34 protein-coding genes and 1 tRNA gene are annotated in these 26,027 nt (G+C 62.0%); 18 read left to right on the forward strand and 17 right to left on the reverse strand.

Features of this window, described 5'->3' with window-relative positions; genetic code table 11:
• Window positions 1-8: 8 nt before the first annotated feature.
• The 8 genes from ABIE08_RS22550 to ABIE08_RS22585 form a co-directional block, all read right to left on the reverse strand.
• The gene (locus ABIE08_RS22550) at window positions 9-644 is read right to left on the reverse strand and encodes a hypothetical protein (protein WP_354554273.1); all 636 of its coding nucleotides are present in this window, start codon (window positions 642-644) and stop codon (window positions 9-11) included.
• On the reverse strand, window positions 641-4,003 hold the full coding sequence (locus ABIE08_RS22555) for a hypothetical protein (protein WP_354554274.1): 3,363 nt from the start codon (window positions 4,001-4,003) through the stop codon (window positions 641-643). The genes ABIE08_RS22550 and ABIE08_RS22555 overlap by 4 nt, the downstream gene beginning before the upstream one ends.
• The gene (locus tag ABIE08_RS22560; protein ID WP_354554276.1) at window positions 4,003-5,040 is read right to left on the reverse strand and encodes a hypothetical protein; all 1,038 of its coding nucleotides are present in this window, start codon (window positions 5,038-5,040) and stop codon (window positions 4,003-4,005) included. Before ABIE08_RS22560 ends, ABIE08_RS22555 begins: the two co-directional genes overlap by 1 nt.
• The gene (locus tag ABIE08_RS22565; protein WP_354554277.1) at window positions 5,040-5,726 is read right to left on the reverse strand and encodes a hypothetical protein; all 687 of its coding nucleotides are present in this window, start codon (window positions 5,724-5,726) and stop codon (window positions 5,040-5,042) included. The genes ABIE08_RS22560 and ABIE08_RS22565 overlap by 1 nt, the downstream gene beginning before the upstream one ends.
• The gene (locus tag ABIE08_RS22570) at window positions 5,726-5,908 is read right to left on the reverse strand and encodes a hypothetical protein (protein WP_354554278.1); all 183 of its coding nucleotides are present in this window, start codon (window positions 5,906-5,908) and stop codon (window positions 5,726-5,728) included. Before ABIE08_RS22570 ends, ABIE08_RS22565 begins: the two co-directional genes overlap by 1 nt.
• Window positions 5,909-6,246: 338 nt before the next feature.
• Entirely contained in the window at window positions 6,247-6,435 is a 189-nt protein-coding gene (locus tag ABIE08_RS22575) for a hypothetical protein (RefSeq protein WP_354554280.1), read from the reverse strand.
• Window positions 6,436-6,555: 120 nt separating this feature from the next.
• Window positions 6,556-7,128: a hypothetical protein gene (locus ABIE08_RS22580; protein ID WP_354554281.1), complete on the reverse strand. Its 573-nt coding sequence runs from the start codon at window positions 7,126-7,128 to the stop codon at window positions 6,556-6,558.
• Window positions 7,129-7,303: 175 nt separating this feature from the next.
• On the reverse strand, window positions 7,304-7,648 hold the full coding sequence (locus ABIE08_RS22585) for a trypco2 family protein (RefSeq protein ID WP_354554282.1): 345 nt from the start codon (window positions 7,646-7,648) through the stop codon (window positions 7,304-7,306).
• 160 nt (window positions 7,649-7,808) lie between these two features.
• Here ABIE08_RS22585 and ABIE08_RS22590 point away from each other — a divergent pair, with 160 nt between their 5' ends.
• Genes ABIE08_RS22590 through ABIE08_RS22600 form a run of 3 tightly spaced genes read left to right on the forward strand, consistent with a single transcriptional unit; the run spans window position 7,809 to window position 8,881 of the window.
• Complete coding sequence (locus ABIE08_RS22590) at window positions 7,809-8,111, forward strand: SOS response-associated peptidase family protein (RefSeq protein WP_354554284.1); 303 nt, start codon at window positions 7,809-7,811, stop codon at window positions 8,109-8,111.
• A complete protein-coding gene (locus ABIE08_RS22595; protein WP_354554285.1) occupies window positions 7,994-8,476 on the forward strand; it encodes an SOS response-associated peptidase in 483 nt (160 codons plus the stop codon). Before ABIE08_RS22590 ends, ABIE08_RS22595 begins: the two co-directional genes overlap by 118 nt.
• A 30-nt stretch (window positions 8,477-8,506) precedes the next feature.
• Window positions 8,507-8,881, forward strand: coding sequence for a hypothetical protein (locus ABIE08_RS22600; protein WP_354554286.1), 375 nt, complete (start codon window positions 8,507-8,509; stop codon window positions 8,879-8,881).
• A gap of 1,414 nt (window positions 8,882-10,295) precedes the next feature.
• On the opposite strand, the gene ABIE08_RS22605 is transcribed toward ABIE08_RS22600, so the two are convergent.
• The 3 genes from ABIE08_RS22605 to ABIE08_RS22615 form a co-directional block, all read right to left on the reverse strand.
• Window positions 10,296-10,805: a ferritin-like domain-containing protein gene (locus ABIE08_RS22605; RefSeq protein WP_354554288.1), complete on the reverse strand. Its 510-nt coding sequence runs from the start codon at window positions 10,803-10,805 to the stop codon at window positions 10,296-10,298.
• 45 nt (window positions 10,806-10,850) lie between these two features.
• Window positions 10,851-11,795, reverse strand: coding sequence for a manganese catalase family protein (locus ABIE08_RS22610; protein WP_354554289.1), 945 nt, complete (start codon window positions 11,793-11,795; stop codon window positions 10,851-10,853).
• A gap of 171 nt (window positions 11,796-11,966) precedes the next feature.
• A complete protein-coding gene (locus tag ABIE08_RS22615) occupies window positions 11,967-12,254 on the reverse strand; it encodes a general stress protein (RefSeq protein WP_354554290.1) in 288 nt (95 codons plus the stop codon).
• A gap of 440 nt (window positions 12,255-12,694) precedes the next feature.
• Here ABIE08_RS22615 and ABIE08_RS22620 point away from each other — a divergent pair, with 440 nt between their 5' ends.
• Window positions 12,695-12,937 (forward strand): DUF6894 family protein, encoded by a 243-nt coding sequence (locus tag ABIE08_RS22620; protein ID WP_354554291.1) that lies wholly within the window; start codon window positions 12,695-12,697, stop codon window positions 12,935-12,937.
• A gap of 1 nt (window position 12,938) precedes the next feature.
• On the opposite strand, the gene ABIE08_RS22625 is transcribed toward ABIE08_RS22620, so the two are convergent.
• Window positions 12,939-13,646, reverse strand: a complete 708-nt coding sequence (locus ABIE08_RS22625; RefSeq protein ID WP_354554293.1) for a Crp/Fnr family transcriptional regulator — start codon at window positions 13,644-13,646, stop codon at window positions 12,939-12,941.
• Between the two features lie 684 nt (window positions 13,647-14,330).
• Here ABIE08_RS22625 and ABIE08_RS22630 point away from each other — a divergent pair.
• On the forward strand, window positions 14,331-14,555 hold the full coding sequence (locus tag ABIE08_RS22630) for a hypothetical protein (protein ID WP_354554294.1): 225 nt from the start codon (window positions 14,331-14,333) through the stop codon (window positions 14,553-14,555).
• A 351-nt stretch (window positions 14,556-14,906) separates the two neighbouring features.
• Here ABIE08_RS22630 and ABIE08_RS22635 read toward each other — a convergent pair whose 3' ends face one another.
• A complete protein-coding gene (locus ABIE08_RS22635; RefSeq protein ID WP_436409599.1) occupies window positions 14,907-16,316 on the reverse strand; it encodes a sensor histidine kinase in 1,410 nt (469 codons plus the stop codon).
• A 626-nt stretch (window positions 16,317-16,942) separates the two neighbouring features.
• The gene (locus ABIE08_RS22640) at window positions 16,943-17,464 is read right to left on the reverse strand and encodes a hypothetical protein (protein WP_354554297.1); all 522 of its coding nucleotides are present in this window, start codon (window positions 17,462-17,464) and stop codon (window positions 16,943-16,945) included.
• A 104-nt stretch (window positions 17,465-17,568) separates the two neighbouring features.
• Between ABIE08_RS22640 and ABIE08_RS22645 the strand changes: the two genes are divergently transcribed.
• The 8 genes from ABIE08_RS22645 to ABIE08_RS22680 are packed head-to-tail and all read left to right on the forward strand — an operon-like array spanning window position 17,569 to window position 19,467.
• Window positions 17,569-17,808 carry a hypothetical protein gene (locus ABIE08_RS22645; protein WP_354554298.1) on the forward strand — a complete coding sequence of 80 codons (240 nt, stop codon included), beginning with the start codon at window positions 17,569-17,571 and terminating at the stop codon, window positions 17,806-17,808.
• Window positions 17,809-17,868: 60 nt separating this feature from the next.
• The gene (locus ABIE08_RS22650; protein WP_354554299.1) at window positions 17,869-18,138 is read left to right on the forward strand and encodes a hypothetical protein; all 270 of its coding nucleotides are present in this window, start codon (window positions 17,869-17,871) and stop codon (window positions 18,136-18,138) included.
• Between the two features lie 26 nt (window positions 18,139-18,164).
• Entirely contained in the window at window positions 18,165-18,407 is a 243-nt protein-coding gene (locus ABIE08_RS22655; RefSeq protein ID WP_354554301.1) for a hypothetical protein, read from the forward strand.
• Complete coding sequence (locus tag ABIE08_RS22660) at window positions 18,404-18,652, forward strand: hypothetical protein (RefSeq protein WP_354554302.1); 249 nt, start codon at window positions 18,404-18,406, stop codon at window positions 18,650-18,652. Before ABIE08_RS22655 ends, ABIE08_RS22660 begins: the two co-directional genes overlap by 4 nt.
• On the forward strand, window positions 18,649-18,909 hold the full coding sequence (locus tag ABIE08_RS22665; protein ID WP_354554303.1) for a hypothetical protein: 261 nt from the start codon (window positions 18,649-18,651) through the stop codon (window positions 18,907-18,909). Before ABIE08_RS22660 ends, ABIE08_RS22665 begins: the two co-directional genes overlap by 4 nt.
• The gene (locus ABIE08_RS22670; protein ID WP_354554304.1) at window positions 18,906-19,151 is read left to right on the forward strand and encodes a hypothetical protein; all 246 of its coding nucleotides are present in this window, start codon (window positions 18,906-18,908) and stop codon (window positions 19,149-19,151) included. Before ABIE08_RS22665 ends, ABIE08_RS22670 begins: the two co-directional genes overlap by 4 nt.
• Complete coding sequence (locus ABIE08_RS22675) at window positions 19,148-19,270, forward strand: hypothetical protein (protein WP_354554306.1); 123 nt, start codon at window positions 19,148-19,150, stop codon at window positions 19,268-19,270. The genes ABIE08_RS22670 and ABIE08_RS22675 overlap by 4 nt, the downstream gene beginning before the upstream one ends.
• A complete protein-coding gene (locus tag ABIE08_RS22680) occupies window positions 19,267-19,467 on the forward strand; it encodes a hypothetical protein (protein ID WP_354554307.1) in 201 nt (66 codons plus the stop codon). The genes ABIE08_RS22675 and ABIE08_RS22680 overlap by 4 nt, the downstream gene beginning before the upstream one ends.
• 139 nt (window positions 19,468-19,606) lie before the next feature.
• On the opposite strand, the gene ABIE08_RS22685 is transcribed toward ABIE08_RS22680, so the two are convergent.
• Window positions 19,607-19,696, reverse strand: a tRNA-Ser gene (locus ABIE08_RS22685).
• Between the two features lie 276 nt (window positions 19,697-19,972).
• On the opposite strand from ABIE08_RS22685, the gene ABIE08_RS22690 reads away from it, so the two are divergent.
• From ABIE08_RS22690 to ABIE08_RS22705, 4 genes are all read left to right on the forward strand, one after another.
• Window positions 19,973-20,299 carry a hypothetical protein gene (locus tag ABIE08_RS22690; protein ID WP_354554308.1) on the forward strand — a complete coding sequence of 109 codons (327 nt, stop codon included), beginning with the start codon at window positions 19,973-19,975 and terminating at the stop codon, window positions 20,297-20,299.
• A 26-nt stretch (window positions 20,300-20,325) separates the two neighbouring features.
• A complete protein-coding gene (gene msrA, locus ABIE08_RS22695) occupies window positions 20,326-20,991 on the forward strand; it encodes a peptide-methionine (S)-S-oxide reductase MsrA (RefSeq protein WP_354554310.1) in 666 nt (221 codons plus the stop codon).
• The gene (locus tag ABIE08_RS22700) at window positions 20,988-21,656 is read left to right on the forward strand and encodes a 2OG-Fe(II) oxygenase (RefSeq protein ID WP_354554311.1); all 669 of its coding nucleotides are present in this window, start codon (window positions 20,988-20,990) and stop codon (window positions 21,654-21,656) included. The genes msrA and ABIE08_RS22700 overlap by 4 nt, the downstream gene beginning before the upstream one ends.
• Window positions 21,657-21,791: 135 nt before the next feature.
• Window positions 21,792-22,907 carry an NADH:flavin oxidoreductase/NADH oxidase gene (locus ABIE08_RS22705; RefSeq protein WP_354554312.1) on the forward strand — a complete coding sequence of 372 codons (1,116 nt, stop codon included), beginning with the start codon at window positions 21,792-21,794 and terminating at the stop codon, window positions 22,905-22,907.
• Window positions 22,908-22,976: 69 nt separating this feature from the next.
• Here ABIE08_RS22705 and mepA read toward each other — a convergent pair whose 3' ends face one another.
• Window positions 22,977-23,978 (reverse strand): penicillin-insensitive murein endopeptidase, encoded by a 1,002-nt coding sequence (gene mepA / locus ABIE08_RS22710; protein WP_354554314.1) that lies wholly within the window; start codon window positions 23,976-23,978, stop codon window positions 22,977-22,979.
• Window positions 23,979-24,274: 296 nt separating this feature from the next.
• Here mepA and ABIE08_RS22715 point away from each other — a divergent pair, with 296 nt between their 5' ends.
• Window positions 24,275-24,922: a peroxiredoxin gene (locus ABIE08_RS22715; protein ID WP_354554315.1), complete on the forward strand. Its 648-nt coding sequence runs from the start codon at window positions 24,275-24,277 to the stop codon at window positions 24,920-24,922.
• A 601-nt stretch (window positions 24,923-25,523) separates the two neighbouring features.
• Here the strand turns inward: ABIE08_RS22715 and greA are convergent.
• Entirely contained in the window at window positions 25,524-25,991 is a 468-nt protein-coding gene (gene greA / locus ABIE08_RS22720) for a transcription elongation factor GreA (protein WP_354554316.1), read from the reverse strand.
• Window positions 25,992-26,027 lie beyond the last annotated feature (36 nt).

The raw sequence follows: 26,027 nt of genomic DNA on the forward strand, positions 1-26,027 counted from the left end.
GACGCCTCCTAGTGTGGTTTCGGCCAAAAGCGGTCGCCGAAGACCATGCTGCTGAGCCCCCGGGCCAGATTGTGCGCGGCCCTGGCGAGGATGTCGGGCGGACCAAAGGCGTTCGTCTCGGCGTGGATGAAACGAGCCAGCCAGGCGCAGCCTTCCGGAGTGACAGGCGTCAGAGAAAGCATGTAGTCGAGCGCTGCCAGCTTCTCCTCAAGGGCATCCCTATGCCGGCCCAGGGCGTCATCCAGTCCGAACCGTTGCCGGGCGCTCTCCAGCAATATCGCGTCCAGGTCAAACGCTGCGTGTGCCGCCGCTCGGAATGACTGGATCACCGTCAAATCGGTCGTCTCTCCGAGGTCAGGCGCCAGCTGCATCCGGTTCATCGCCTCGTCAATCTCTTCGTGGCTGTTGGCGAACACTGCCACCGTCTGCTCGCCAACGCGTTCCGCTCCGAGGAGCGCGCGCGGATTGCGCTTCACGCTGTCCGGCATGGTGGCGGCGACGCCTTCGCATTCCTGCGCCAGCGCCGCCTCGTAGTCGCGAGCCACCAGGAACTCGTCATAGGCGACAATGAAAGGGTCGCCCTGATCCTCCTCAGGTTGGCGAAGATGGTCGATGGCGGCGGAATGTGTCGGGTCCATGCTCATCGGCTCAATCCCAAGGCGCGTGCATAGTCCGTGCTGTCGGCTTGATCGTTCCCGGCTTGGCCCGGCATGGCTTCGGACCAGTTCGCCGGCTTTGTCACCGTCACTTGCAGCGGATCGATCTGCTTGGCCCCGCCCGGATTGTCGCGCGTCGTCGCGGCCCCCGTGATGGATGCCTGGCTATACCGCTTCATCAGTGCAACAGCGGGGCCGGTATCGGGCTTGAACGGCCGCGTGGACAGCAGCAGGGCAGCCCGATCCGGGTGCAACAGCGCATCCCGCACCAGATCGTCGATGGTATTGAGCCCCGCCTTGCGCGCCGCGGTGACCGCATTCGCCCCGAGGATGGCAATTGCGCCACCTCCCAGACCTCCGGCCGATGATCCGAGGGCACCGATCAGGAGTTTTGACAGGATCGTCTTGCGGCTATCGCCCTTAGCCGCGGCGAGCATGTCCTGGGTGGTATTGGACCCACCGGGCAATTTCACCGCCGAGATGGAGCGGTTGGCACGCTGCAGGTCGTCGGCAATCGCCTGCATCTGATCCAGCTCGTGTTCGCCAAAGACCCGCTTTAGCGCCGCCCGGTTCTGCTTGATGAAGCTTTGGAACTGATCCGCCTTCAGCAGCGCCCGCCCGCTCGTCGCTGCCTCGGTATTCGAGACCAGCCGGCCCAGCATGTGGTCGACAACCGATTTCCGCAGGCCTTGGATTGCTTCCGGGTTGCCGCTGACCGTGCGGGCGAGCTGACCCATCATTGCACTGGCATCCTGGCGCCCGAAGACGCTTCCGACCATGCGAGTAATGTCGTCGGGGTGCTCGGCTCCTATCAGCTTGCCGAATACGCCCTTCTGCGCCTCGTCGAGCTGCGCGGCACGGCTGGCGCCCGCATCAATTGCAGCCTGGGAGGCTTTGGCAGCGTCAGCGAACTTGGCGTCGAGGGCAGGGAAGGCCTTCAGGGCCTCGCCATGGCGACGCTTCCACCCTTCCAACTTTTTAGGGTCGATGATGCCTTCCGGCGTCTCCGCCGCGCGCCGCATCGAACTGACGGCATAGTCCTGCAGATGACCCATCGCACGGTCATCGCCAACCGCCTTGCGGAAGCGCTTGATGTTCTCGGCCGATCGACCGCCGGGAAAGAATAGCTTTTCGGGGACGGCCGCGTTCTGGAGGCGGTAAGGGCCTTCTCCGCCGGAGCGTCTGAGAATGGAACCGTTCGCGCCGTCGTTGAAATCGCGGGCACGCTGCTTCGTGCCGGTAGAGGCAGTGATCAGCCGGCCTCGGGCGGCGTCGTCGAAGTTGGGGGTGAGAGGGACATCGCTCGGTACGCCTTGATCTCGCGGAGCGCTGCCAAGTCTCCCTCTGCTCGGGCCTCCTGTTCGAGATGTAGCAGCAAATGAGGTCGATCCGCCGGCACCACCGACAGCAACACTTCCTTGACCGTTTCGCCCGGCGCTCTCTTCTGCCCGGCGGGCAAGCCACTCATCCGTCTTCCCCTTCAAGCGGGCCAGCATCGTATCTTCTTCGTGCATCGCCCCGCTGGCGACGGCATCAGCTTCCCGCGCAGCTTTCTGAGTTAGGACGCCCTCGACATCCTGCTCGACAGCGCTTCGAAGTCGCGACAAGCGAGCATAAATCGGCGTCTGGCCGTTTGTCATCATCTCCTGACGCATGAGCGTCGAGACCCGCGCCCGGAGGGCCGACATAGCGTTGAAGCTGATGACCGGCTTGAGTTCGCCCGCGACCTTAAAGATGGCGGCCTCCTCACCATCCATTGGCTTGGCGGTTTCCGGCATTTCCTTCCGGATGTCGGCCGCGGTGGATTTGACGTTGTCGCTCTGCAGGGCGAGCTTGCCCTCCGGATCGACGGCCTTCCACAGTGACCGCTCGCTCTCCCGCGCCGCCGTCTCGGCATCACGCAGGAAGGTGCGCAGGGTATCGCCATAGGTCTCGGCCGAGCCGTTGCCCCCGAGGGATTGGGCCTTGCCGCGGGCATTTTGCAGAGCTGCCTGGAGCGTCGCGTCGGTCTGCTTATCGATGTCGGCGAGGCGGGCGCGGAATACCTGCGTGATGGCCTGCGGATCGCCCTCGGGCTGGATCGTGCCGAGAGCGTCGAGCCGGGCCGCATTCTGATCAGCGCGGCGCTGATTGAAGGGGACCGGATCCTGCGTTGCATAACGGCGTTCGAGGGCGCCGAGGCCCATATCGCCGGTCTGCTGGAAGGTCGTGAGCTTCGAACCGGGAACCAGCTCACCGGGATTGGACAGCGTCTCTGTTACTGCGCGCGGGTCTGTCGCCGCATCCCGTAGGGTCTGGGCGGCCAGTCGTTCCTGTCCGCCTCGGGTTATAGGTGCGACCATATCGCCAACGATCCGGGCCCCCTCATTGGCAAGCCTGGGGAGGCCGCTGGCGAGTGTCCCGACTGCGCCGCCTGCCATGCCGCCTGCGAGCCCGGAAAGGGGGTCGTAGCGGTCGGGGGTGGCCTCCATAGCCGCGACGGAGCCTGCGCCCGCTGCGCCGCCTGCTACGGCGTTCCCGGCCACTGCTGCGGTGCTGTTCGGCCAGCCGAGAAGGTTGAAGGCCGCGGCCGTCGCTTCAGGGGAGAGTGCACTGGCCTTGGCGAGGCCGCCGACTGCCGCCTGCGGACCGACTGTGTAGCCGATGCCTTCACCGACGCCGCGGGCTATGCGTTCGCCGGTCGTGTTGGCCTGGACCTTGGCCGGGTCGTCGACCCCGATGGTTCCGAAGGCGTTGGCAATCGACTGGCTGCCGCCGATGGGGTTTTGGATTTCGGAGAGGTTCGCGCCTGTTGCCGCGTTGACGCCCTGAATGCCCTTGTTGAGCCCCCAGGTAACCAGATCCACGGGAGCGCCCGCCGTGGCATAGAGGGCGTTGTTCATGCCGGCGGCAACGTTGCGCGTGATGCCGGCGCCTGGCCCCTTCGTCTGCTGATAGAGCGCCTTTAGGTCGTCGTCGCTCATGTCCTGCAGCGAAGCAGCGCCGGCTTTCGCCTCAAGGCCTGCCTGCAGCTGTGGCGGCTGGGGCTGGGCTTCGATGACATCAAACACGCCTGACACGCGATTGCGGCCTCTGGCCAACATATCGCGGTTGTCGATGGGCGCGGCGGCCACAGACTGGCCTTGGCCGCCAGCGCTGAGAACCACCCCCTGGCTGCCGGGGCTGGCGAGCGGGCGGGCCTGCATCGGCTCAAGGTGCGACTGATCCTTGCCGCTGCCGGCAATCGGGAGATGGTCAGCCCACGAGGTATCAGGCGGCGCATACCCGCCACCACTGCCGCCGCCACCCTGGCTGCGGGCGTAGAGGTCGCGAAGCTCGTCGTCGGAAAGCGACTGCAGATCCGTCATTACATGATCCCCCGGCGGCGCATTTCCGCTTCAATGTCCTGAGGCTGGTAGCTGGGCGTCTGCTGCTGACGGCTGTTTCTGCTGGGGCCACCGCCGATGTCGTCGAGAGACATCCCGAGCGCTGCCTCGATGGCCTCCCGCGAATAGCCCTGCTGCGCATAGGCGGTTGCCATCTTGCGAGCGGCGTTCGTCGCCAGCTCTTGCTGACGAGAGAGGTTCTTTCGGATCGCAGCGGGCGTCATGCCGGGGTTGATATCGGCCTTGTCGAACTCGCCCTTTTCCTGAGCTGTGAGGGCTGCACCGAAAAGCTGGTTGCGGATCAGGTTTTTGCGGGTCTGGTAGTCTGACCACCAGTCGCCCTGATCACCGAAACCGAGGCCCAAGTTGCGGCCTACACTGTTGCTGACATCGCCGGCCCAGCTGGTCTTGTAGCCGCCATAGCCGTCCTGGAAGCCCTCCGTCAGGCGCCCCATGTCATCCACCGCTTGGCCCTTGGCGCCCAGATCCTTGATGGTCATCGCCGGGAGAGGTCGGCCGGGCCTGGCTTCGCCTCTGACACCAGCCAGTTGGGCGACGACCTCCGGATCGGCGGGGCCGCCAGGGATGAACGTCAGGCCACCCTCGGGCCGCGGCTGATATGCGTTCGGGATATTGCCCGTGGGCGACTTCGCACCGCCGACCGGACGGAAGCCAGTCGGAGATTCCGGGTCGTAAATGCCCTTCGTTTCGCGGCCCTGGTCATCGTAGAAAGTCTCGATGTTCGGGCGATTAAGCCGTTCTGCAGTGCCCCGCTGGATGCCGAGCATCGAATCCCGGTAGGAGCGGTTGGCCGTAAACTCGTCGGCCCACTGCTTGTCCTTCACCGCGTCGCGTTCGCGATTGTACTGGTCGTTGAACATCTGACGGGCGGCGGATTCCTCGTACCGCCGGGTGCCTTCCGCCATCTGCTGCATTTTCGCGGCATAGTCCCGCTTTTCCTGGACGGCTTCGCCAGGTGCTGAGAAGGCATCGAATAGGAATCTGCTGTAATCGGCCATCAGTACATCAACCCCGTTGGCTGAGTGAATCCGCCTGTGAACATACCGGCGAGGCTTTTGCCGGCACCCAGAGCGGCGCCGATGATGTTCGCGCCGGTTGCGTCTTTGCCCTTCTGGAAGTCAGCCTCGGCCCCGGCGGCGCCTGTGGCCGCGTTCCAGCCGTAGCCGGCCTTCGCGGTGCCGGCGTTGTAGTCCATGCCCGCCATACCGCCGTAGATGTTGGCCTGGCTATTGGCGGTGCCGAGGGCCTTGCCGTCGTACCCGCTTAGGCGCTCCAGCCAGTTGCCATAATCCTGGTCGGCGAGGCCGTAGGCTGCCTTCATGGTGTCGAGGCTCGTCTGGCCGGAGCCGAGCTGCCCCTGAGCCGACGCGCCGCGGTTCACGGCTTGCAGCGCCTGATCAAGGGCGAACTGGTAGCCGGGGCCTGTCTGATAGGCGCTCGTGGCCCTGGCGTTGCCATCAGCGCCGTTCAGGCCGAGGGCGTCGGCGTATGTCTGCGAGCCCTTGCTGAACGTCTGGGCAAGCGGCTGGTAGAGGCCGAGCGCGGCGGCGTAGTCTTCATTGGCACCGGAAACGCCCTTGTCGATTGCGCCATATGCGTCGGTCTTCCCGGTCTGATAGCCGGCTTTCAGCGCGTCGGCCGCCGCCTTCTCGTTCTTGTCGGAGAAGAGATCCAAAAGCGACATCAGTGAGCCCTCCCTGCGTGGGGGCGGCGGCGCCGATCAATCTCGCGGTAGCTCTCTATGCCGAGCGTCGAGACGATGGAATCGCGGAACACGCGGGCTACGGAAGAGCCCCTTCGGTCGGCCTCGGCACGCACTGCCTCGGACAGATCCGGCGGCAGGTAGATGGAGAATGTCAGCGGCATCTCGGCCTCCTATGAACTGGATTTCAGTTCACAGATTCTGAGCCGATGCGAGTGCTATTGCAAGAAATTACGTAATAGAAACAATGAGATACGAGAGAGTACAGGGAGATACGCGAAGATACGCGGAGATACGAAAGCTGCCGCCTATCGAGTTCCCGCCCGAGCGGAATCTGGGGCAGAGCGCAATTCGGCGGGCAAAATAGCCGTCACGGCGCCATGCGTCTGTCGCGGAGGGTTCAATCCCGCGGCGATAGCTACAAGGGACGAGATGACAGGCGACTGAAATCTCTGTGTGCTGTCAATTTCGACAGTTCTCAGTACGCGGTCTTGGCTCATTGTCATCTCCCTGGGTTCAGAGCTTCGTCAAAATAGTGCTTCCTGCGGACCCACTTGAAGCCTTCGTGCTTCGTGATGGCCGCACTTTCCGTCGGTCCACCCACGATGCCCGCGCCTCGCTTGAAGCGGGTGTAGCCAGCGGTCGTATCAACAAAAAACTCGGCTAAGTCTACCGCATCTTTGATCGGCATTGGTGCCTCGACCAAAGCAACCGACAACTCCGCCTGCACAACAGCGACAATCCGAGCGATGTCAGCGGGCGCTACCCCGGCTTTAGCTAGGGCTGGGCCGATGGCGGTTCCAGTACCATTTCATATCCGACTAATCAATTCGGGGTCCCCGCCCGCGAACACCGTTGCTGCGCCTTGGGGAATGACAACTGTCGGGGGTGGACTTTGTCCATTTTCAATTACGAACGACCAAGTTTCACTCAATTGAGCGCCGGCTGAGTACCCCGCGATAATCATGCCAAACTGCGTCCCGGGGGTCGTGATGCCGAGCTTCGCAAAATTCTCATCAAAAATGAATGTCTGAGCGCGGGAGCAAATCTGTTCGATGGTGTACTTCGTTGGATCCAACTTCCATCCCTTGTGCGCACCGCCGCTATCACCATCGGTGAAAATCTTCCTGAGGTCTTTGATGAGGGGCGAAGTCGACGAATTGCCAATGCTGCCTGCGCCATAAAAAACCGCCCCAATCGGCAACCCCTTGCGCAAATTGAATATCTTATTTCCGTTGTTGTAGACGTTCAGCGTGTTGTCCGTTGCTTTGCTCGGGTCCGAAAGCGTGAGGGCGCTGTCGGATGCAAGCACAACCCCATCATGAACTTGTAGCGCAATAGCTATCGTCAAAATGCCCCCTCGAATCACCTTCTTGTATTGCATCTAGGATGACGGCGGGTGTCGTTACGTCAATGCTCTTGCACGCCGCCGCCGTGACAGCAGGTCCTTGCGGCATGGGGGATGAGGGCAACAATGGGGGCGGGGCAACGGCCGGCATGAATTCGAGCCGACACCACCACGCTGATTCCGTCATTCGCTTGGAATGAGGGACTGCACTTCAGCCCGGCTTTCGAGAACCAAACGCGCCCTCGATCGTTTGGCCGGGGAAGAGGACGGGAATACTGAAAGCAACCCGGTTCACGGCCGCTCGATCCGCTTTTGCATCTGCCCCTAACTCAAGAATAGCTATTTTCAGCTTTGCTCCGCCTCCCGCACCAACAGAAGTGGTGACAGCCATGTCGAAAGAAAGCGCACCCTTATATTCACTCCATAGCCCCGGCTCATTGGGGATAGGATTGAGTTTCATTTTGCTGCCGCTCACTTCAAGGCGGGCAATGGCGTCCGTTATGCCCTCGCTCACCTGAATTATCGCCTCGGCAATGAAGTCCTTGAGTTCTGCCATACCCGCCCCATCGTCTTGATTAGCGCCAGTCGGCGCCCCGCTAAGATGTATCGTCATTCCTTGGCGCCGCACCAGTGGACGATCCACCTGTTTCGGTGCGCTTGGCTTTCTCTCACCTTTGAGGAAAAGTCCGAGTAACGCGGCGCGCCTCGGAGGGACCATGTGCGGACGCTTCAGCCAGTATTTCACCTGGGCGGAGATACACGCCTTTTCATCGCTGCTACCGGCCGCACCGCCTTCGAACCTTGAGCCGCGGTGGACCATCTCCCCTACGCAGCAGGTTGGCGTGATCCGCTCGACGGAGAGTGGCGCCTGGAGCTATTCCGACATGCGTTGGGGGTTGTGGTGCCGTCTTGGTGGTCGAAGCCGCTCAAGGACGTCCCTGCGACGTTCAACGCCCGCGCCGAGACTGTCGCCGAAAAGCCCATGTTCCGATCCGCCTTCAAACAGCGCCGCTGCCTGATACCGGCATCCGGTTTCTTCGAGTGGACGGGCGACAAGGGCAGCAAGCAGCCGTGGTTCATCTCGGCGAAGGAAGGGCAGCCCATGACGTTCGCGGGCCTCTGGGAGACATGGAAAGACCGCGCGACGGGCGAGGTAATGGATAGCTGCACGATGATTGTGCTGGGCGCTAACCAGTTCATGGGCGAGGTCCACGACCGCATGCCGGCGGTGATCCAGCCGCACGACCGCCAGACCTGGCTCGACTTCCCCAGCGGGGAGCTATTGCAGCCGGCGCCAGAGGATCATTTGCAGATGTGGAAGGTGACGCCCGCCATGAATTCGAGCCGCTACCACGAGGCGGATGCAATCGTGCGGATTGAGTAGCGCGGCAACTCGTTGAAAGCTTAAGGCAAGATGCTCAACCAACCTGATATCCCGGTTCCACTGCTGGCAGCGTTTTCCACCAGGGTCACGCTCCCACTCAGAGATACGGCTCGCCTGCTGAACATGGACGAGTCCACCCTTCGTGAGCACGCTCTCGCCGGGAACATCCGGTTCGTGCAGATGGGCCTTGGCACCAAGAGCATCCGCCGAGCTTTCCGCCTCTCCGATGTATTGGAATTTCTCGAAAAAATGAGCCGGGTCGCATGTCCACCTGTCGGCGTGAAGACGCGACGTGTCTCCAGCACGGCGGGTCCAATCCTACTAGGCTTTACGGCGATGCGTGAGCAGTACCAAGCCGAGAAGCGCCAAAAGCAGGAACTGGCAAAGCGGGCTCGACAACGCTGAGCCCGGCGCCCGTGCAACCCGTTGCAAAAAACTTCGCAGATTCCCGTCGCTCGTTAGCGGCTGTAGCTCAGAGGCTCCGCCATGCCTTCTCACCGCAATACCCTTTCGAGGCCGACGCGGCGGTTACTAACGCCGATGGAAGCGGCGGCTTATTGCGGAGCGCCATCTCTGGCGAAGTGGACTGCGGCCTGCCATGTCCGACCCCTGGCAATCTACAGCGGCCGCGGCGGGATTCGATACGATGTCGCAGACCTCGACAAGTGGATCGATAGCCTGAAGGATCCACGGCCTACAGCCGAGGAGTGGTTGGCGAAGCTGGGAAGCACTTCCAATGCCGAAAAGAGATGATGAGGCCCAAGCGGTGCTGAACGTGAAGGCTCACGGCGGCGACGCTGGGCTGCTGGAGTGGAAGAGTTGAAGTCCGGTGCCTCGAAAAGGAAGGCCCTAAACCCCGACGCCAAAGTGAGACCGCGCTAACCACGACACCAATGCGCAATCCGCCCGCCTTGGCCCATTACCCGGCTTAGGCACTCAACGGCCATCCCTAGCCCGTCAGCAGCGCCCGGAAGCCCTTCCCCGGCATGTCGAAGGTTACCATCACGCGCCGGCAACCGCACGCCGGGCACATGAGCCGTTCCGGAAGCCGAGCCAGCGGGAAATCTCGCCCCCGGGTCCAGACGAGCGTTCCCAGATCCAGCTCGACCGTCTGAAGACACGGCCGAGTGCCCTTCTTCGTGCTGGCATCACGCCCTAGACATCGCGCCTTCGCGGTCCAACCCGCTCTGTATGCGTCGCGGAGCGTCTCGACGGCGGGCTCGACCATGGCATCCTCTGTTTCAGCGTTCTTCTTTCGTTCTCATGGCGGGGGGAGTCAAGAGCTACTGGATGCGGGCAGCATCTTGGCTTTCCGCTCAGTCTGAGGGAAATTCGCGGTGCTAATACACCAGGGGGATGGCCCATGAAGCATCCGAAACACGCGGCGCGGACCGCTATTGAGACCGCCCGGCGGGAGCAACTAGCACTGATCGAAGAGGCGGCTGCGACGGACGAAACGCCGCCCAGTAGCTGGGTCGAGCGCGTGTGTCAGCTAGAAACGCGTATCTTTAGCCTCGATTTAGTTGACCAAGCTTCTCGGCCGAAGTCACGCGCTTAGAGGCAGATTATTCCGCATCCGAGAGCAAGCCGCACCGGTGCCGTGGACGGCTTGCCCTTTCGCGGAGAAAACCGTTACGGTCCCTGCCTAAGGATGTAACGCGTCCCAACACCTCGCAACCATAGGTCTACTCTGCCGACTCTGATAGATGAATCGCAGGGCAGAGCGCTCGTCTACGAGGTGCTTATCGCAGCGTCCTTCTTGGCCCAGTGGACTGCGATACAGCATTTTTGCAGGATTTAATGGCGAAGGGCCGCGCGGTCAGCGTTTCGCAGTTAATCCCGCCTTCCGCAATCCAGCATATTGGAGCGTAACATCTGCTAAATTTTCCTGGAGCCACTGCGCCATTGCCTGTTCCTCGTCAAGATTCTGCTCCAGCAACGGAATGGCCTCTTGGAGATTCAGTTCACGCGCAAGGGCGAGCAAAGAATTGTAGGCCGCGATTTCGTAATTCTCGAAAGCGAAATTTGCCAGGCTGTTCTTCAAAATCTCGTCGTCGGCAACAGCGTGGCCTATGGCTCCCATGCCACCGACGACGGACATAACCATGTCTTTGAAGCTGGAATGCGTTTCATTGCGGTCGCCGAGAAGCCGTTCCAACCGTTGGATCTGTCCCTCAGTCTCGGCAATGTGCTGCAAAATTCGAGATGCCACCTTCGGATAATTCCGGATGCGGTTGGCTTGAGGCTGAAGCATGGCCAGAGCCTGATTTTCCATAGCATGTGCGTTACGCAACCCCGTAATGAAGATATCGTGCGTCTCGGCTGCCATCGGTGTTTCCTTTAAAAATGAAAGCTGCACTTGGAGAGGGCGAGATCAACCCCTCTTCTTGGAAGGCCCGGGGGAAATCCGATCAACACCTCCCATATCGCCATTCTTGGTGCGACCAGCCCCGGGACCAGCCCCTAGATCGGCACCGGTCGTGGGATTGGTGTCGGTGTCTGACTGGGTTCGGCCTGCCAACTGCGAAGCCGCTTTCTTGTCACTTGCACTGAGCTCGACGGTCGCAACGCCCTCGCCGCCATCCACGGGCATAACCGCGGCCAGATCGTCTACTCGATCCCACTCATCGCCAGAATTCCAGGGGCCGAAAACGTCGCCGTCACCCTGCGAAGCGTTGACATACATACTGGCGTATCGTTCAACGCCCGGTAGCTTGCCGCTCGGGAAGTTGTTTTCGATGGCGTACAGCGCTTTTTCGAACGATTTCTGGTGAGCGATTTCGCGGGTCATTAGGAACGCGAGCGCGTCCTTTACCCCCGGGTCATCGGTGATGTTGATCAATCGTTCGTACACAATCTTGGCGCGGGCTTCCGCCGCAATATTGGACCTAAGATCAACGGTTGGCTCGCCACGGGAATCGACATATGCGGCTGTCCAAGGAACCCCGGCTGAGTCACACAGAGCGGGAGCGCCGCCAAACAAAATCGACTCTTTGGCCGAGGCGCCGCTACTGCCTACCATTAAATAAAGCTCTGCTTCTTTCAACTGGCCCTCGGCCAGCTGAGCCTTAAGTCCCTTGTTAAGCATGGTGACAATTGAGCCGACGACCTCAAGATGGCTCAGCTCTTCGGTTGCGATATCTAGGAGCATATCCTTGCGACCTGGGTCATCCTCCCCCAGGCCCTGCGTGAAATATCGCATCGCGGCAGCGAGTTCGCCATCCGCTCCCCCGAATTGTTCCATTATCATACAGGCTAATCTGGGGTTAGGCTCTGATACCCGGACCGTATACTGCAAGCGCTTGTTATGCATGAACATTGCTTGATTCCTCTACCCTTGAATAGGGGAAGACTTTTATATTGAATGACCAAGTTATTAAGCTTCGCACAGGCGCAAGTCTGCTTCCAACGCTACTGCTGCAAAGACTAATCTCTATGAGATGCTAGAAGGCAGAGGCCGCGGCCTTGGCCGCCACCTCCGCCCACTTGGTTAGCGCTGACCGCCTTTTTGACCGGCCTCGGAAGCACGTTCAGGGTTTTCAGCGAAGTTGCCGTCCTGCTGGCCGCCGGACTGGCCGTCCTCGTCTTCCTCGGCGCGAGAACCGCCATGCGAGGCCTCCCCGCCCTTGCGACCGGCCTCAGAGGCCAGTTCTCGGTCCTGCGAAAAGCTGCGCTTCTCGTCTGGGACGCTCTGGCCGCCCTTGCTTGCGATATCTCGCTGTTTGTCTTCGTCCATCGACGCAAAGCCACGATTGGACGAGTCCTGGTTATTAGCCATGGTGTGGTTCCTCCATCGGATTTTGAATGCCCGGACATTCACCGAGCCTTGGACTAACTCGCTCTGCGCGGAGGAGTTCAGTCATAATCCGGAACCGTTCTCAACCGTACCGAAATAGCGTCAAAGCCTTCGTCTCGACGCGGCCAGCAATCGGCCATAGTCGGTGGCCTCCCAGCCGGCCCCCGCTCTTATCACCAACCCCAATGTTTCAAGCCTCTGCAAGGCCGCCTTGGCGCCCGAGAGATCCAAATGGCCTAGCTCCAGAGTTCGCAGAAACTGCCACTCGGTAGAAGTGAGGATAAAGGATTCCGTGGACATTGCTGAGCCTCGCTGGCCGCCGGCACATTCCGAGGTCGCCATAGGTTTGTACGGTTCCGTAGAAAGGAACGTCTATACCACCTTGGCGGTTCCTTTACGTCGGGCGAGTGGCGGAGAGGCACATGCCGAGATATTTTTTTCATCAACGGCGCCCTCTCGGTCTCCTTGTCGACCCAGAGGGATCGGACCTCACTGGGGTCGACGCCGCCCGCGCAGAGGCCATCGAGAGCGCACGCGAACTGATGAGCGAGTCCATATTGGATGGATGGGATATTTCAGCACGCTCTTTTGAAGTGGCTGACGAAAACGATCAGATGGTATTCATCCTCGGCTTCAAGGAGGCCTACTCAAGCGAGGGGGCATAGGTTATCCGATAAGGCGCCGGTATTCCGTTTCCGGCACACCGTAAAAGCCTTCAGCACTTTCCTCCAGCCCCTCGCGATCAATAACCGTGATGCGACTCCGGCTAGTGCGAATGTATCCTCGGCCCTCAAGAATATGCATGGCGAGGGTAACGCCAGGCCTGCGTACGCCGAGCATGATAGCAATAAACTCGTGCGTGAGGGGTAACTCGTCGCCTTCGACCCGATCCAGCGACATAAGCAACCACCGGGCCAGACGGCTCTCCAGTTTCTGCCTCACATTCGCGAGCGCTGTGTAGGAGACCTGGGTCAAAAACGCTTGGGCGAAGTGCAGCATGGATGTTCTTATCCCCGGGCGGTCATCCATCAATTGCCGGAAAACGTCCGCTTCGATCCGAAGTCCGGATCCAGGGACTTGGACAAAAACCTCATGGGGGGATCGGTCTGTCCCGAGCACCACCGGGACGCCCGCGAGTCCCTCGTTGCCCACCAACCCGATTTCCGCTCGGCTGTCATGGCCACCAAGCGCCACTACCGAAGCTATGGCATTCTCTGGGAAATATACCGCTTCAATTGCCTTCCCTGGTCTCTGCAGGATCATCCGCATATCGAGGGATATTCGCGTGGCTTTCGGCCATAGGGCCGCCCTGTCCTCAATATCGAGTGCAGTCAGGAGGCGATTGCGCGTCACCGTGCGTTCGGATCCAGCCATCTTGGCCCTTTCTCGGCGCGCATGCACAGCGGTCGTCAGCCGGCTACCCTGAATTGCATCTGGCCTTCATAATATTCCCAATGTCATGGAAAGATATAGCCGTTTTAGCTCGATCAACATTGGTACGGTTTCGAACGATTCTGTCTCAGCGTATATATTCGAACCGAGTTTACGCTTGATCCTCGCGGCGCGATGTCCAAAATATTTGGAACTTGCCCGGCGCTGGGAGGGCGTGATGACACACTATACTTCTGGGCTGATAGAGAACGAAGTTTTGTTGGCGATGGACTCGAACAGCCTTCTGGACGTGGAAATGGCAGTCCAGAAGATTTGTCCGCTTTGCCGAAAAGACGGTGTCAACGATGAGCAAGTTCGGACAGCCCTCATCAATGCTGCCATGCACCGGGGCGCAGGTATAATATTGGCGCGCGCACGCTGACTTATTTTCGTGTCAAAGCCCCCGGATGACAAGGCAAGCCAAGAGTAAAGCTGATGCGTCCAGGGTATGGACGGCGCTTGCAGGACCTGCGGCAGGAGCCGCTTCCGTAGCAACTTCGACAAGCAGGACGTAACTGAGCCAACCTCTGACTGAAAGTTCGTACGATAGCAGACAGTCGTGGAACTTGGCTTCGCGCCAACGTTTATTCCGTCGTTGCATTGAGCAGCATCATAGGAGGAAACGTGATGGCCAATCAGCAGAATACCCGTGGCGGGACGCCGGAGCAGCATGCCGAAGCGGGCCGGCAGAGCCACAAGAACGACGATAAGGGCAGCGGCAGCGGCAAGTCTGGCGGCGAAGGCGGATCGTCCACCCGTGGCGGCACGCCGGAGCAGCATGCCGAAGCCGGCCGGCAGAGCCACAAGAACGACGACAAGGGTGGTTCATCCGGCCGTGGTGGAAGCCGATAAGTACAATCGACAAGGAGAAGCTCGCTTCGGCGAGCTTCTTTTTTGCCGATGCAGTTTTTTTGCGCCCGTCACGCCTAAAGCATGCTGGCGCCAACCGGCCGTCGCAGCTTTGCCAGGCCAATATGGCAAGGCCAGCCTTTCCTGGACCAACAATGCGCCGACATCGGCGATCAGGGGGCGCAATATGGAACGCCCCACACCTGCATTGCGGCGGCGATGGAGCGCACCTGTCGCCGCGGGCATGACCCGCCAAGCTGTTGACACGCTGACCGACAGATGGGTAGAGCGGATACGAAAGCGTAGAGCGCGGGTTTTTGTTCCAAGCGAGGATTGCCTCGACAACCACGAGCGCTAGCGCTGGACCGTTTGTTCCCATGTCGCCATTAGCGGCGCGCGAATGGTGCAAACTAGTCCTTCGGGATCATAGGAAACGCCAACCTCGCCTTGGAGCTCCTGCGGTAAAACCTGTTGGATGAGGACGGAACCGAACCCCTGGCTTTCCGGTTGCGCCACTCTGGGTCCACCCCGCTCCCGCCAGACTAGCTCAAAGCCGGGACCGTGTGCGTGCTGGCAGACGTGCCAAGTCACTTTGACAAGACCTTCCGGGACAGACAAGGCGCCATATTTGACCGCGTTGGTCACCAACTCGTGCAGGGCCAGCGAGGTCGCAAGAACGGAACGCGATGTCAGCCGCACTGAGCCTCCGGCAATCTCGAACTGCGCCGAACTGTACGGAGCAACAACCCCAGAAACGACAGCCTCCAGATCGGCACTGTTCCAGCTTCCGCGCGTCAGCAGATCGTGGGCGTTGGCTAGCGAAGTCAGTCGCCTGTAGAAGACCGAAGCCGATTCATGCTCCTCGCCCCGGAACGTCTGTCGCGCAATTGCTTGTACCGTGGCCAAGGTGTTCTTGACCCGATGTTGCAGTTCGCCCGTCAGAACCTGCTGGAGGTGCTCGGCCTCCTTTCTCGCCGAGATATCCCTCGCAATTTTTGATGCTCCAACGGTACGGCCCTGATCGTCGACAATCGGCGATACGGTTAGGGAGACGTCGAGAAGCGTTCCATTTTTATGCACGCGCTTCGTGTCGTGCGGTGGCACGCGTTCGCCGGCTCGAATCTGCTCCATGATGGCCGCTTCTTCCTCAGGGCGATCCGCTGGCACCAACCTTGTGACGGGCGTCCCGACTATTTCGTCGGCAGAATAGCCATAAAGCTCTTCGGCACCTCGGTTCCAACTCGTCACAATCATATTGAGATCAGTGCCGAGAATTGCGTCGTCGGTCGAAGCAATGATTGCTGCAAGTCGGCGCTCGTCTGCAGTCGCGCGGATCCGTTCCGTCGTTTCATTCACGATGCATAAGACACCCACGACCTCGCCCGATGGTTCGCGGATGGGGGAGTAAGAAATGTCGAAGAAGACCTGCTCTGGATAGCCGTGACGCTCGATCTGGAAAGGCCTGTCCTTGGCAGAAATGGTCTCACCCGTGGAAAGGACGTGATCTAGCAGAGGTCTCAGGTCGGTCCATAGCTCAGTCCAATATTCCTGGCCTGGACGCCCAAATGCATGGGGATGCTTGTCGCCTATCGTAGGGGCATACGCGTCGTTGTAGAGGGCGACGTATTCCGGTCCCGCAAAAATCACAATCTCGGCTTGCGCGGGCAGAATGAGCTCAAAGGCTGCACTAAGGCTGGTCGGCCAAGACGATCTAGGCCCGAGGCGCGATTGGGACCAATCGTAGTTGCGTGCGAGTCGGGACATCTCGCCAGCATCTGTTGCGCTTGCTCGAACGCTGCCACACACGGCATTGGTCCCGACTTGCATTTCGATCTGCTCCCCGCGCACTGCCTCATCGCACTTGCTGGAGGATAGTGCAGCCGACATCGTGTTGATACAACACACAAAATCGGTCTCTAAGTCGCTGCGCTGCTAAACCGGGGCGGTCATTCCCGCCGACGAGCCGCTAGCGCCAAGGCAGGGCAACAGCTCCGCCTCGGTTGGGCTCTAGTCTACTCGCCTTGTGCTAGAGGGCCGATGGCGATTTTCGGAGGGACGGGAGAAGGCCGTGAAGCAGATCCGATCAAGTGGGCTTGGCTCAATGAGGCCCGTCACCAGCTGCGCATTTTGACCCACGAAGCAGCTCGGCGACGCGTGCTTTCGCCTGCAGCCCCACTGCCCCCTAATGTCACAATGAGGCCGGAAGCTCTCCGGCGCATCGATATCGATAAAGCGGATCTTCTCGGCGCAACCAGGAGCCGGCACGGCGCACGGTAGGGCTACCGTGTCGCCGTCGATGATGACTATCCGGTTGCCGTCTATGACCTCGGCCTGGGCGACCGCCGGCCATCCAGCCGTGATTACTAGAGCGAGCACCGCAGCCGCGCGGATCATCCGTCGTTCTCGCTAGTCAACTCGTCAGGGGTTTTGCCCTGGTCTGGCGATGCGCGCCGATCAGATAAGCCTATAGAATGTTGGTATTCCGCCCAAACCCTCTCAGCAATGGGGGCGACGGCCCGGTCAGCGCCTCGCATGCGGAGGTGGGACAACAGACTGTCCAGGGACGCAATTTCAGGCATGTTTCCCGCCCGGATCATCGTCCGCGCGTCGGAAATAAAGTCGCCGCGGGGGTCGTCCGCAAATTCGACCCGAAACAGATACTCACGAAACGAAGGCGGGTCGTTCCTCAACCTGACGCCTGGCTGACCGTGGTTCAAGAACTCGATCCCTTGGTATTCGATCACTCGTTGGATCATTTGGACGGTGCTCGCACGGCCGGAAATCGGCGCGGCGCCTGCGGCTTCCATACTTCTGATCGTGTTGACGTGGACGCCCGCTGCTTCAGCTAAGTCCTTTTGCTCAGCGCCCATGAGCGCACGAGCAGCTTTCAATTGGTTTCCGGTTGTCAGCATCTGCTTCTCCTATAACAAAATAGGTACCACACACACAAAGCGGTTGACAACATACAGAGATGGGATATGGTTACCAGACACAGTTAACGGGATTTGAGACACACATGACCCCAGCCCGCCGCGACGTGATCCAAGCCCTCGTCACCGAGCAGAACCGCATCGCTCTGGCTGGCGTGCCGATCGATATTCTGACCATCACCGGCTTCATGACCGACGCCGAGGTCGAGGCTCATCTTGAGCGATACCGGGCTTATGTGCCGCAGGCTCGGCCCGCCCGCACTTCCAAGCGCTCACGCATCGACCGCGCCAAGGCTGCTTGGGCCGCCGAGATTCTCGCCGCCTAACTTTTCCTAGACCCAATCCATGCAAGCGACGGCAACACCTTTGCCGCGAACGGAGAAGCTATGTCTGCCTTCGACCGCGCCGCCATCATGAGAGAAGCCCACGCCACGGCCCGCCGCGTCGCCAAGCCCGGCGAGTATCGCAAGACGTTCGCCTGGGCGCTCCGCAATGCTTGGCACGGCGCGAAAAAGCTCGCCGGCTTCCGGGCCGTCTGGGCAGCCCAGACAGAGGCCCAGCGCCAGCGCATCGACGCCGCCATGGCTATCGAGGCGAAGGAACGCCCCACACCCGTCGATTACGACCGGATCGACGAGATCCGCTGCGCCGCCTGACCTCCCGCAAACACGAGGAAAACCCCATGAGCGTCAAGCCAACCCAATCTGATCGGCGGACGTCGGCTCGCCAGACAGACCTTAATCTGGCCGACACGGCCAACGACCTAGGCCGCCTGATCCGTGCTGCCTTCATGGCTGCCGAGGCGCTGCTGGACAAGGACGACCAAGGCGCAATCCAGACGGTTCTTCACTTCGCCGAGTACAAGCTGGGCGAGATCCAGAATGAGCTGGAGCTGCGGCTGCAGGCCGCGCGAGGTGCAGCATGAAGCGCCTCGCAGATAAGCCGGTCGCGCATCGAGCGCTTTTCGAGCTGGCCTCCGATTACGAAACGGATATGCGCAATCTCCGCGGCTTCGCGGCGATAATCTACGACGCCTTGATGGAAGTTGGCCCGCTGGATCGGGAACGCGTCGAGGGATTGGGTTTCATCGCCTGTGAGCTGGTCCAGGCATCCCGGAAGATGAGCACGCTATGCGACCAGCTCTATGAACTCTCACGGGTGCCGGCATGATGACGCCTGCCCAGAACGCCCCCTCGCCCTTGGCTAGCATCGACGTCCAGCAGTTGCTCGATTTCGTGGAGCACATGCCGGAGCGGTTCACGCCCGTCGTGCAGAACGACCCCGACTGCCCGTTCGCCTACTACGTGTCCAATTCCTGCGTCGACGACGCGCTGCGGGCAAAAGTGTTGGTGATCCCGCCGGATTTCGCCGCCACCCTCAGGGCCTTGGCAAACACCTTCCTGCCCATCGCAGGAGAGGCAGCATGAGCACCGCGCATCAACGCGCCGCGGCGCACATCGACGAAGTCTTCGCCGAAGGTCATTCCATCGTTCTGATGGTGGGCGGCTGGAAAGACGGCCGGGATGCCACCGTCACGAGCTTGGACGTGGCCGAGCCCTACGCACTGAGCCCCGACAAGCTGAAACTGGCGCGGGCCTGGCGCCACGACCGTAAAAGCGACGCACGAGCGCTGAAGGCGGAATTGATCCGCCGGGGGCTGGTGAAATGAGCCTTATCCGCCTGATCCTGCTGCGGCTGCTGTTCAAGGCCGCTTTCAAGCTGCTCGACGCTGAAGAACGCGCCCTGGGACTGGCGCCCATGAAGCGGCCCGAAAGGTGGCGGCAATGACGCATCCTGTCATCCACGCCTATCGGCGCCAGCAACTCGAACTGTGGATAGAGCGGGCCATCGCTCTGCTCGACGCATTGGACGGTGACGCCGACCTGGAGGCCGGCTCGGATCTGGAGCGCGGCGAAACGGAAATCATTTCCGATTTGCCCGGCCTCAGAATAGTTGGCTTGCGCAGGAAGGCCGCGCGGTCATGATCGATAAGATGGGCGCGGAAGTCCCACGCGATCCAGCCATATTCAACGCCACCCAAAATCTAAAGGGGGAAATGATGGGGGAAGGAAAGCCGGTCGGTCTCAATATAGTGGGACATTTCAGATGCTTAGTTCAAGTGGATGGCGGAGGGAGCGGGATTCGAACCCGCGATACGGTTTCCCGTATACACACTTTCCAGGCGTGCGCCTTCAACCACTCGGCCACCCCTCCGTACCAAACGCCTTGCGGCGTGGAAGTCTGCCGGCGCAATATTTCGAGGCGGCGGACGCCTCTTGCTCTCGGCAGGTCCTGCTCTTGGCAAGACAGGCCGTGCGGTATCACGAAGCCAGGGCAAGCCGCAAGGCTTCCGGTGAAAACAGCCGGGGATGGCCGTGTATTAATGGTCGCGGGGTCGGCAAATGTTGCCGAAATCGTACCGCCACACTATCTCTGGACCAGTCGCCGCTGACCGCTCGCGTCAGTCGGGCCGCGACGAGGGATCAAGCCATGTTCACCCTTTTTGTCCGTCTTCTCGGCCTTTTTGCCATCGCCGGCGCGGTGGTGGGGCTGGTGATCGACGGTACCAAGTCGATCGCGGCCTCGACGCTGACCGTAACCCCGCTCGGCCAGGCCTGGTTCGCTTTTGATCCAGCCAGCCTGACTTCGTTCCAGACGGCGGTCGCCACCCATATCGAGGCCTATGTCGGTCCCTGGGTCTGGTCGCCGGTGATCCAGTTTCTGCTGACCTTGCCGACCTGGCTGGTCCTCGGCGCGCTTGGCGCATTTCTCGTTCTCGCAGGCCGGCGCCGGCGCTATCGCTCCATCGTCGCCTGACTTCATCCTACACAAGGAGACTACGCATGAATCTCCTCGACATGTTCCAGCGCAAGGCACGCATGCCGGCGCTGGGCGAGGCCCTGCCTGGCCGCGCGCAACCGATCACCACCCCGGGCGCGCATTTCGTCAATGGCCATCCGATCGCCGGACCCTATCCCGCCGGCATCGAGACGGCGCTGTTCGGCCTCGGCTGTTTCTGGGGCGCGGAGCGCAAGTTCTGGCAGACGGACGGCGTCTATGCGACGGCGGTCGGCTATGCGGGCGGCCTGACACCGAACCCGACCTATGGCGAGGTCTGCAGCGGCATGACCGGCCATAACGAGGTCGTGCTCGTCGCCTACGACCCCGCCGTGATCTCTTATGACGCGCTGCTGAAGCTATTCTTCGAGAGCCACGACCCGACGCAGGGCATGCGCCAGGGCAATGATGTCGGCACGCAGTACCGCTCCGGCATCTATGTCGCCAATGCGGCCGAGCGCAACCGCGCCGAGGCGGCGCGCGATGCCTACCAGGCGGCGCTTTCCGCCCGAGGGCACGGCACGATCACCACGGAAATCCTCGACCGGCCGCCCTTCTACTTCGCCGAGGAAGACCACCAGCAATATCTGGCGAAGAACCCGAACGGCTATTGCGGCCTGGGTGGCACGGGCGTTTCCTGCCCGATCGGCACGGGCGTGGCAGCCCTGTGAGCGAGGTCATCGAAGCGGAGACGGATGACTTCGACACGTTGGTCGGCGACGCAGCCATCGAGGCTTTGGCCCAGGATGGTTATGTCGTCGTCGACGCGTTCTTCAACAACGGACTGGTCGAGGCGCTGGCCGACGAACTGGCGGCGATGGAGGCCTCCGGCGCCCTGACCCATGCGGGAGTCGGCCGTGAGGCGGGACGCCGGCAGGCAGCCGAGATCCGGCGCGCCGCGATCCGCTGGTTCGATGGCGGCACGGGTGCGGAGCGCCGCTTTCTCGATATGGCCGAGCGGCTGCGCATCGCGATCAACCGCCGTCTCTTTCTCGGCCTGTTCGATTTCGAGTGCAATTTCATCGCCTATCCGAGCGGCGGCTTCTATGGCCGGCATCTCGACAGCCTGACCGGTGCTCGCAACCGCGTCGTCTCGATGATCGTCTATCTCGATGCCGGCTGGCAGGCCGATTATGGCGGCACGCTGCGGCTCTGGAAATCGACGGAAGCGGACGCGGCGACGGTCGAGGTGGTGCCGCAGGCCGGCCGGGTCGTGCTGATGATGTCGGAAGAAATCCCGCATGAGGTTCTGCCTTCGCATCGGCCGCGCCATGCCATAGCCGGTTGGTGGCGCGTCAATGCTTCCTCCGGACAGCGGCTCGACACGTCGCGCTGAATTGCCAAGGCGGTCGGACCGACGCCCGACCGCCATCCTTCTCCCAAGCCAATCCGCAGGACGGCGTTTCGGGCGCGCGAGCGCTCGTATGCTTCCGGTCTGCCCCATGCCTTCGCATTTCGAATGGATCGATCGATGACCAGTGCGCTCTTCTCCCCCATCACGCTCGGCGAATTCACCCTGCCAAACCGCATCGCCGTCGCGCCGATGTGCATGTATTCCGCCGATGACGGCTCGGCCAGCGACTGGCATATCCAGCACTGGATGAATCTGGCCATTTCCGGGGCCGGCATGATCACCTTCGAGGCGACCGGCGTCGAGCGGCGCGGGCGTATCTCGCATGGTTGCCTCGGGCTCTATTCCGATCACAACGAGGCGGCGATGGCGCGGGCGCTGGCGGCGGCCCGGCGGGTGGCGGTCCCTGGCGCCGTCTTTGGCGTGCAGCTTGGCCACGCCGGTCGCAAGGCGTCGTCGCAGCTTCCCTGGCTGGGTGGCGGGGCGCTGACCCCCCAGCAGGATGCCTGGCAGACGGTTGGCCCTTCCGCCATTCCCTTCGGCCCCGGCTGGCCGACGCCCATCGCCCTGGACGAGGCCGGCATCGAGCAGATCGTCACGGCTTTCGTCGACGCGGCCAAGCGGGCGGAGCGGGCAGGGCTCGACTTCGTCGAACTGCATGGCGCGCATGGCTATCTGCTGCATGAATTCCTGTCGCCGATCTCCAACCAGCGCAGCGATCGCTGGGGCGGCAGCCTGGAAAACCGGATGCGGTTGATCGTGACGGTGGCGAAGGCGGTGCGCGCGGCGCTGCCGCAGCGGATGTTCGTCGGCGTGCGCCTTTCGGCCTCGGAATGGGTCGAGCGCGACAGCTTCCATGTCGACGAGGCGGTCGAGGTCGCCAAGGCGCTGAAGGCGGTGGGCGTCGTCTATATCTGCGCCTCGACCGGCGGCAACGCCCATGACGCGAAGATCCCGATCGGGCCGCTCTATCAGGTTGAATTCGCGGAAAAAATCCGCGCTGGCGCCGATATCGTCACCCGCGCCGTCGGGCTGATCACCACCCCGGCCGAGGCGGAAGGGCTTCTGCGCGACGGCCGGGCCGACATGGTGGCGCTCGCCCGCGCCATCCTCGCCGATCCGCGCTGGCCCTGGCGCGCCGCCTATGAGCTGGGCGCGGAGGCCTATGCCCCGCCGCAATATCAGCGCAGCCTGACGACCATGAAGCACTGGGTCGCCGAGCCGGACGACGCGTAGGGCGCCAAGACGAAAACGGCCGCTTCGAGGGGATCGAAGCGGCCGTTTCCTGTTAGCACCCCGTTAACCCTAGTGCAGCGTTCCGGTCACCGGCGCGTCGGCGGGGTTCTCGATGTCGGCCGGCGGGGCGGCGTCATAGGCCATGGGCACGGTGGCCGGCTCCGGCGTCATGCCGGGAGGCGCGCCGATCAGCACCTGGCGGCATGCTGCCGGCAGGTCGGCCAGCAGCATCGGCCGCGGCTTGACGGCGGGCTTGGTCGGCTTGGTCGGGGTCTTCGGCGGCTTGGGCGGCTGCAGCCAGGCGTCGAGCTCCGGTCCGCAGCCATCGCCCGGAGGCGGCGCCTTCTGCGGCACGCAGCTCGCCATGCCGGGCGGGCAATCCAGCCGGACGTGGAAGTGGTAGGTGTGGCCCCACCAGGGGCGGACCTTGTTGAGCCAGCCGCGATCACCGCGTGTATCCTCGCAAAGCGCCTTCTTGATCGCCGCGTTGACGAAGATGCGCGCCACCCTGGGATCGAGCGCGGCGCGGCGGATCAGCTTGACCTGGCCCTGCGTCCAGACCGAGCGGTCGATCACACGGGCCTTCTCGTTGACCATTGAGGTCGCCGACATCTTCTCGCGCTCCTCGCGCGAAAGCAGGCGGTTGGGCATCGGCGTCAGCCAGAGGTCGACATCGAGGCCGATCTGGTGGCTGGCATGGCCTGTCAGCGCCGGGCCGCCGCGCGGCTGGCCCATGTCACCGACCAGAAGACCCGGCCAGCCATCCTGGCGCTTGGCGTCATGGGCGAGCTTTTCCGTGAAGGCGATCAGCTCCGGCGTGCCCCAGTTGCGGTTGCGCGACAGGCGCATGGCCTGCCAGTCCTTGCCGTTGACAGGCAGGGCGACGGCGCCCGCGAGGCAGCCCTTGGCATAGGAGCCGATGGCGCGCGCCTCGAGCGGGATCGGCGTCTTGACGTCGCTGAACAGGATCTTGGCCGGTGTCGTGTCGATCGATTCCGCCATGGCGGGCGCGACGGCGAAAACCGGCAGCAGGATCGAAAGCGCCAGCGCGCGGATCGGCTTTTTCAGCATGATGACACCTTCCTGGTCAGCGCTCCCCGGGGCGCAGTATCGCCGATCAATCTTGACGATCCGTCAACCATTCCAGGTCGGACGCCAGCGGCTCGCTTTGGACGAATATTCCAGTTTGGCAGGGGAGGGAGGACAATAGCGGAATGATATGGCGGGAATGGCGCGAATGGAGCGACTTCGTTCTCCGAACCCGCCGGATTCCGCGATTGACCGGTTGCGCGGCCATGCGATACTCGCGCTGGATAAAAGAGCCGGCCCCTCCGCGGTCGGCCCCATGCATCGAGGGCGCAACCAAAATGGCACTCAATCTGGGGGACGTGGTCCCCGATTTCACCGCCGACACGACCGAGGGCAAGATCTCGTTCCACGAGTGGCTCGGCAATGACTGGGGCGTTCTGTTCTCGCATCCGAAGAACTTCACCCCGGTCTGTACCACCGAGCTCGGCGCGGTCGCCAAGCTGAAGCCGGGTTTCGAACGGCGCGGCGTCAAGGTCATCGGCCTTTCCGTCGACCAGCTTTCCAATCACGGCCAGTGGATCGACGACATCCGCGACGCCACCGGCGCGACGCTCAACTTTCCGCTGATCGCCGACCACGACAAGAACGTCGCCAACCTCTACGGCATGATCCATCCGAACGCCTCCGACACCACGACGGTCCGCTCGGTCTTCGTCATCGGTCCCGACAAGAAGCTCAAGCTGACGCTGACCTATCCGGCATCGACCGGGCGGAATTTTGACGAGATCCTGCGCGTCATCGACAGCCTGCAGCTGACCTCGAAGTTCTCGGTGGCGACGCCGGTCGACTGGAAGCAGGGCGAGGACGTGATCATCGTCCCCTCGGTCTCCGACGAAGCGGCCAAGGAGAAGTTCCCGGGCGGCTGGAAGACGCTGAAGCCCTATCTGCGCGTCGTGCCACAGCCCAAGGTCGGCGAATCCGTCTGATCACCGGGTCTGTTTCGAAAGGGCGTCGGCTCCGGCCGGCGCCCTTTTTGTTTGCGGCGGTTTCGGGCCGCCCCCTGTCCGAGCCGTGCTGTCCGATCGACATCCTCCACCATCATCCTGAGTGTCTGGCCCGTAATTCGACAAGCGATGCCGATTTCTCCATTCGAGCCGCGTTGCCCTTACCTCTCCCTGAGGGAGAGGTCGGAGCGAAGCTCCGGGTGAGGGTTTAGGAAACTTGTCCGAGAGCCCGTAAACCCTCACCCGCCGGCCTGCGGCCATCGACCTCTCCCTCAGAGAGAGGTGAAGGAAGGGCATTTCAGACCAGGTTAGTGAGGAGGTTCAAAACTGCCTCCCCTCTTCGATCAGGGAATACGGGCCATCATCCTGAGGTGCTTCGCGTCAGCGAAGCCTCGAAGGAGGGTTCAGTGTGGCACCGAGACTGAATACGAAGTCGAGGGGAGTCCAGCCGTCCTGTCCTGGCATTCCCTGGACCCTCCTTCGAGGCCCGGCTTCGCCGGGCGCCTCAGGATGATGGGAGAGGGTGGCCTGCCATGCTCTCAAAATACTCGACAGGCCGAACGAAGGTCCGCCACGCCAGTCCTCAGGAAATCGCCTCGATCTCGGCGTCCTGGCCGGCGATGACGACCTCGTCGCCGACGCCTTTTCCAAGCACCGCCTGCGCCAGGGGCGAGACATGCGACACGGTTCCCTGGTTGGGATCGGCCTCGTCCTCGCCGACGATGCGGTAGGTCTGCCGCCGTCCGTCCTCGCGCAGGATCGTCACCGTGGCGCCGAACTGGACCGTGTCCGGGTCGTCCGGAGGCGGGATTGGTTCCGCGCTGATCCGGCGTTGCTCCCAATAGCGCTGGTCGCGACCCAGGGCGGCCAGGGCCATCCGGTCGTCCTCGGCCCGGGCGACGGCAATCGCCTCGGCCAGGCGGGCCAGTTCCGCCTCGATCGCCGCCAGCCCTTCCCAGGTCACCAGATTGGGGTGCGGCGAGACCGGGCGTTCCGGCAAGCCGTCATCGCCATGGTCGGCGTCATCTTCCTTGACGAAAGCTCTGCTCATGCCGCGATGGTAGGGCGCGGGGTCCGCTCCGTCCAC

This window comes from Kaistia defluvii, assembly GCF_040548815.1.
GTDB lineage: Bacteria > Pseudomonadota > Alphaproteobacteria > Rhizobiales > Kaistiaceae > Kaistia > Kaistia defluvii_A.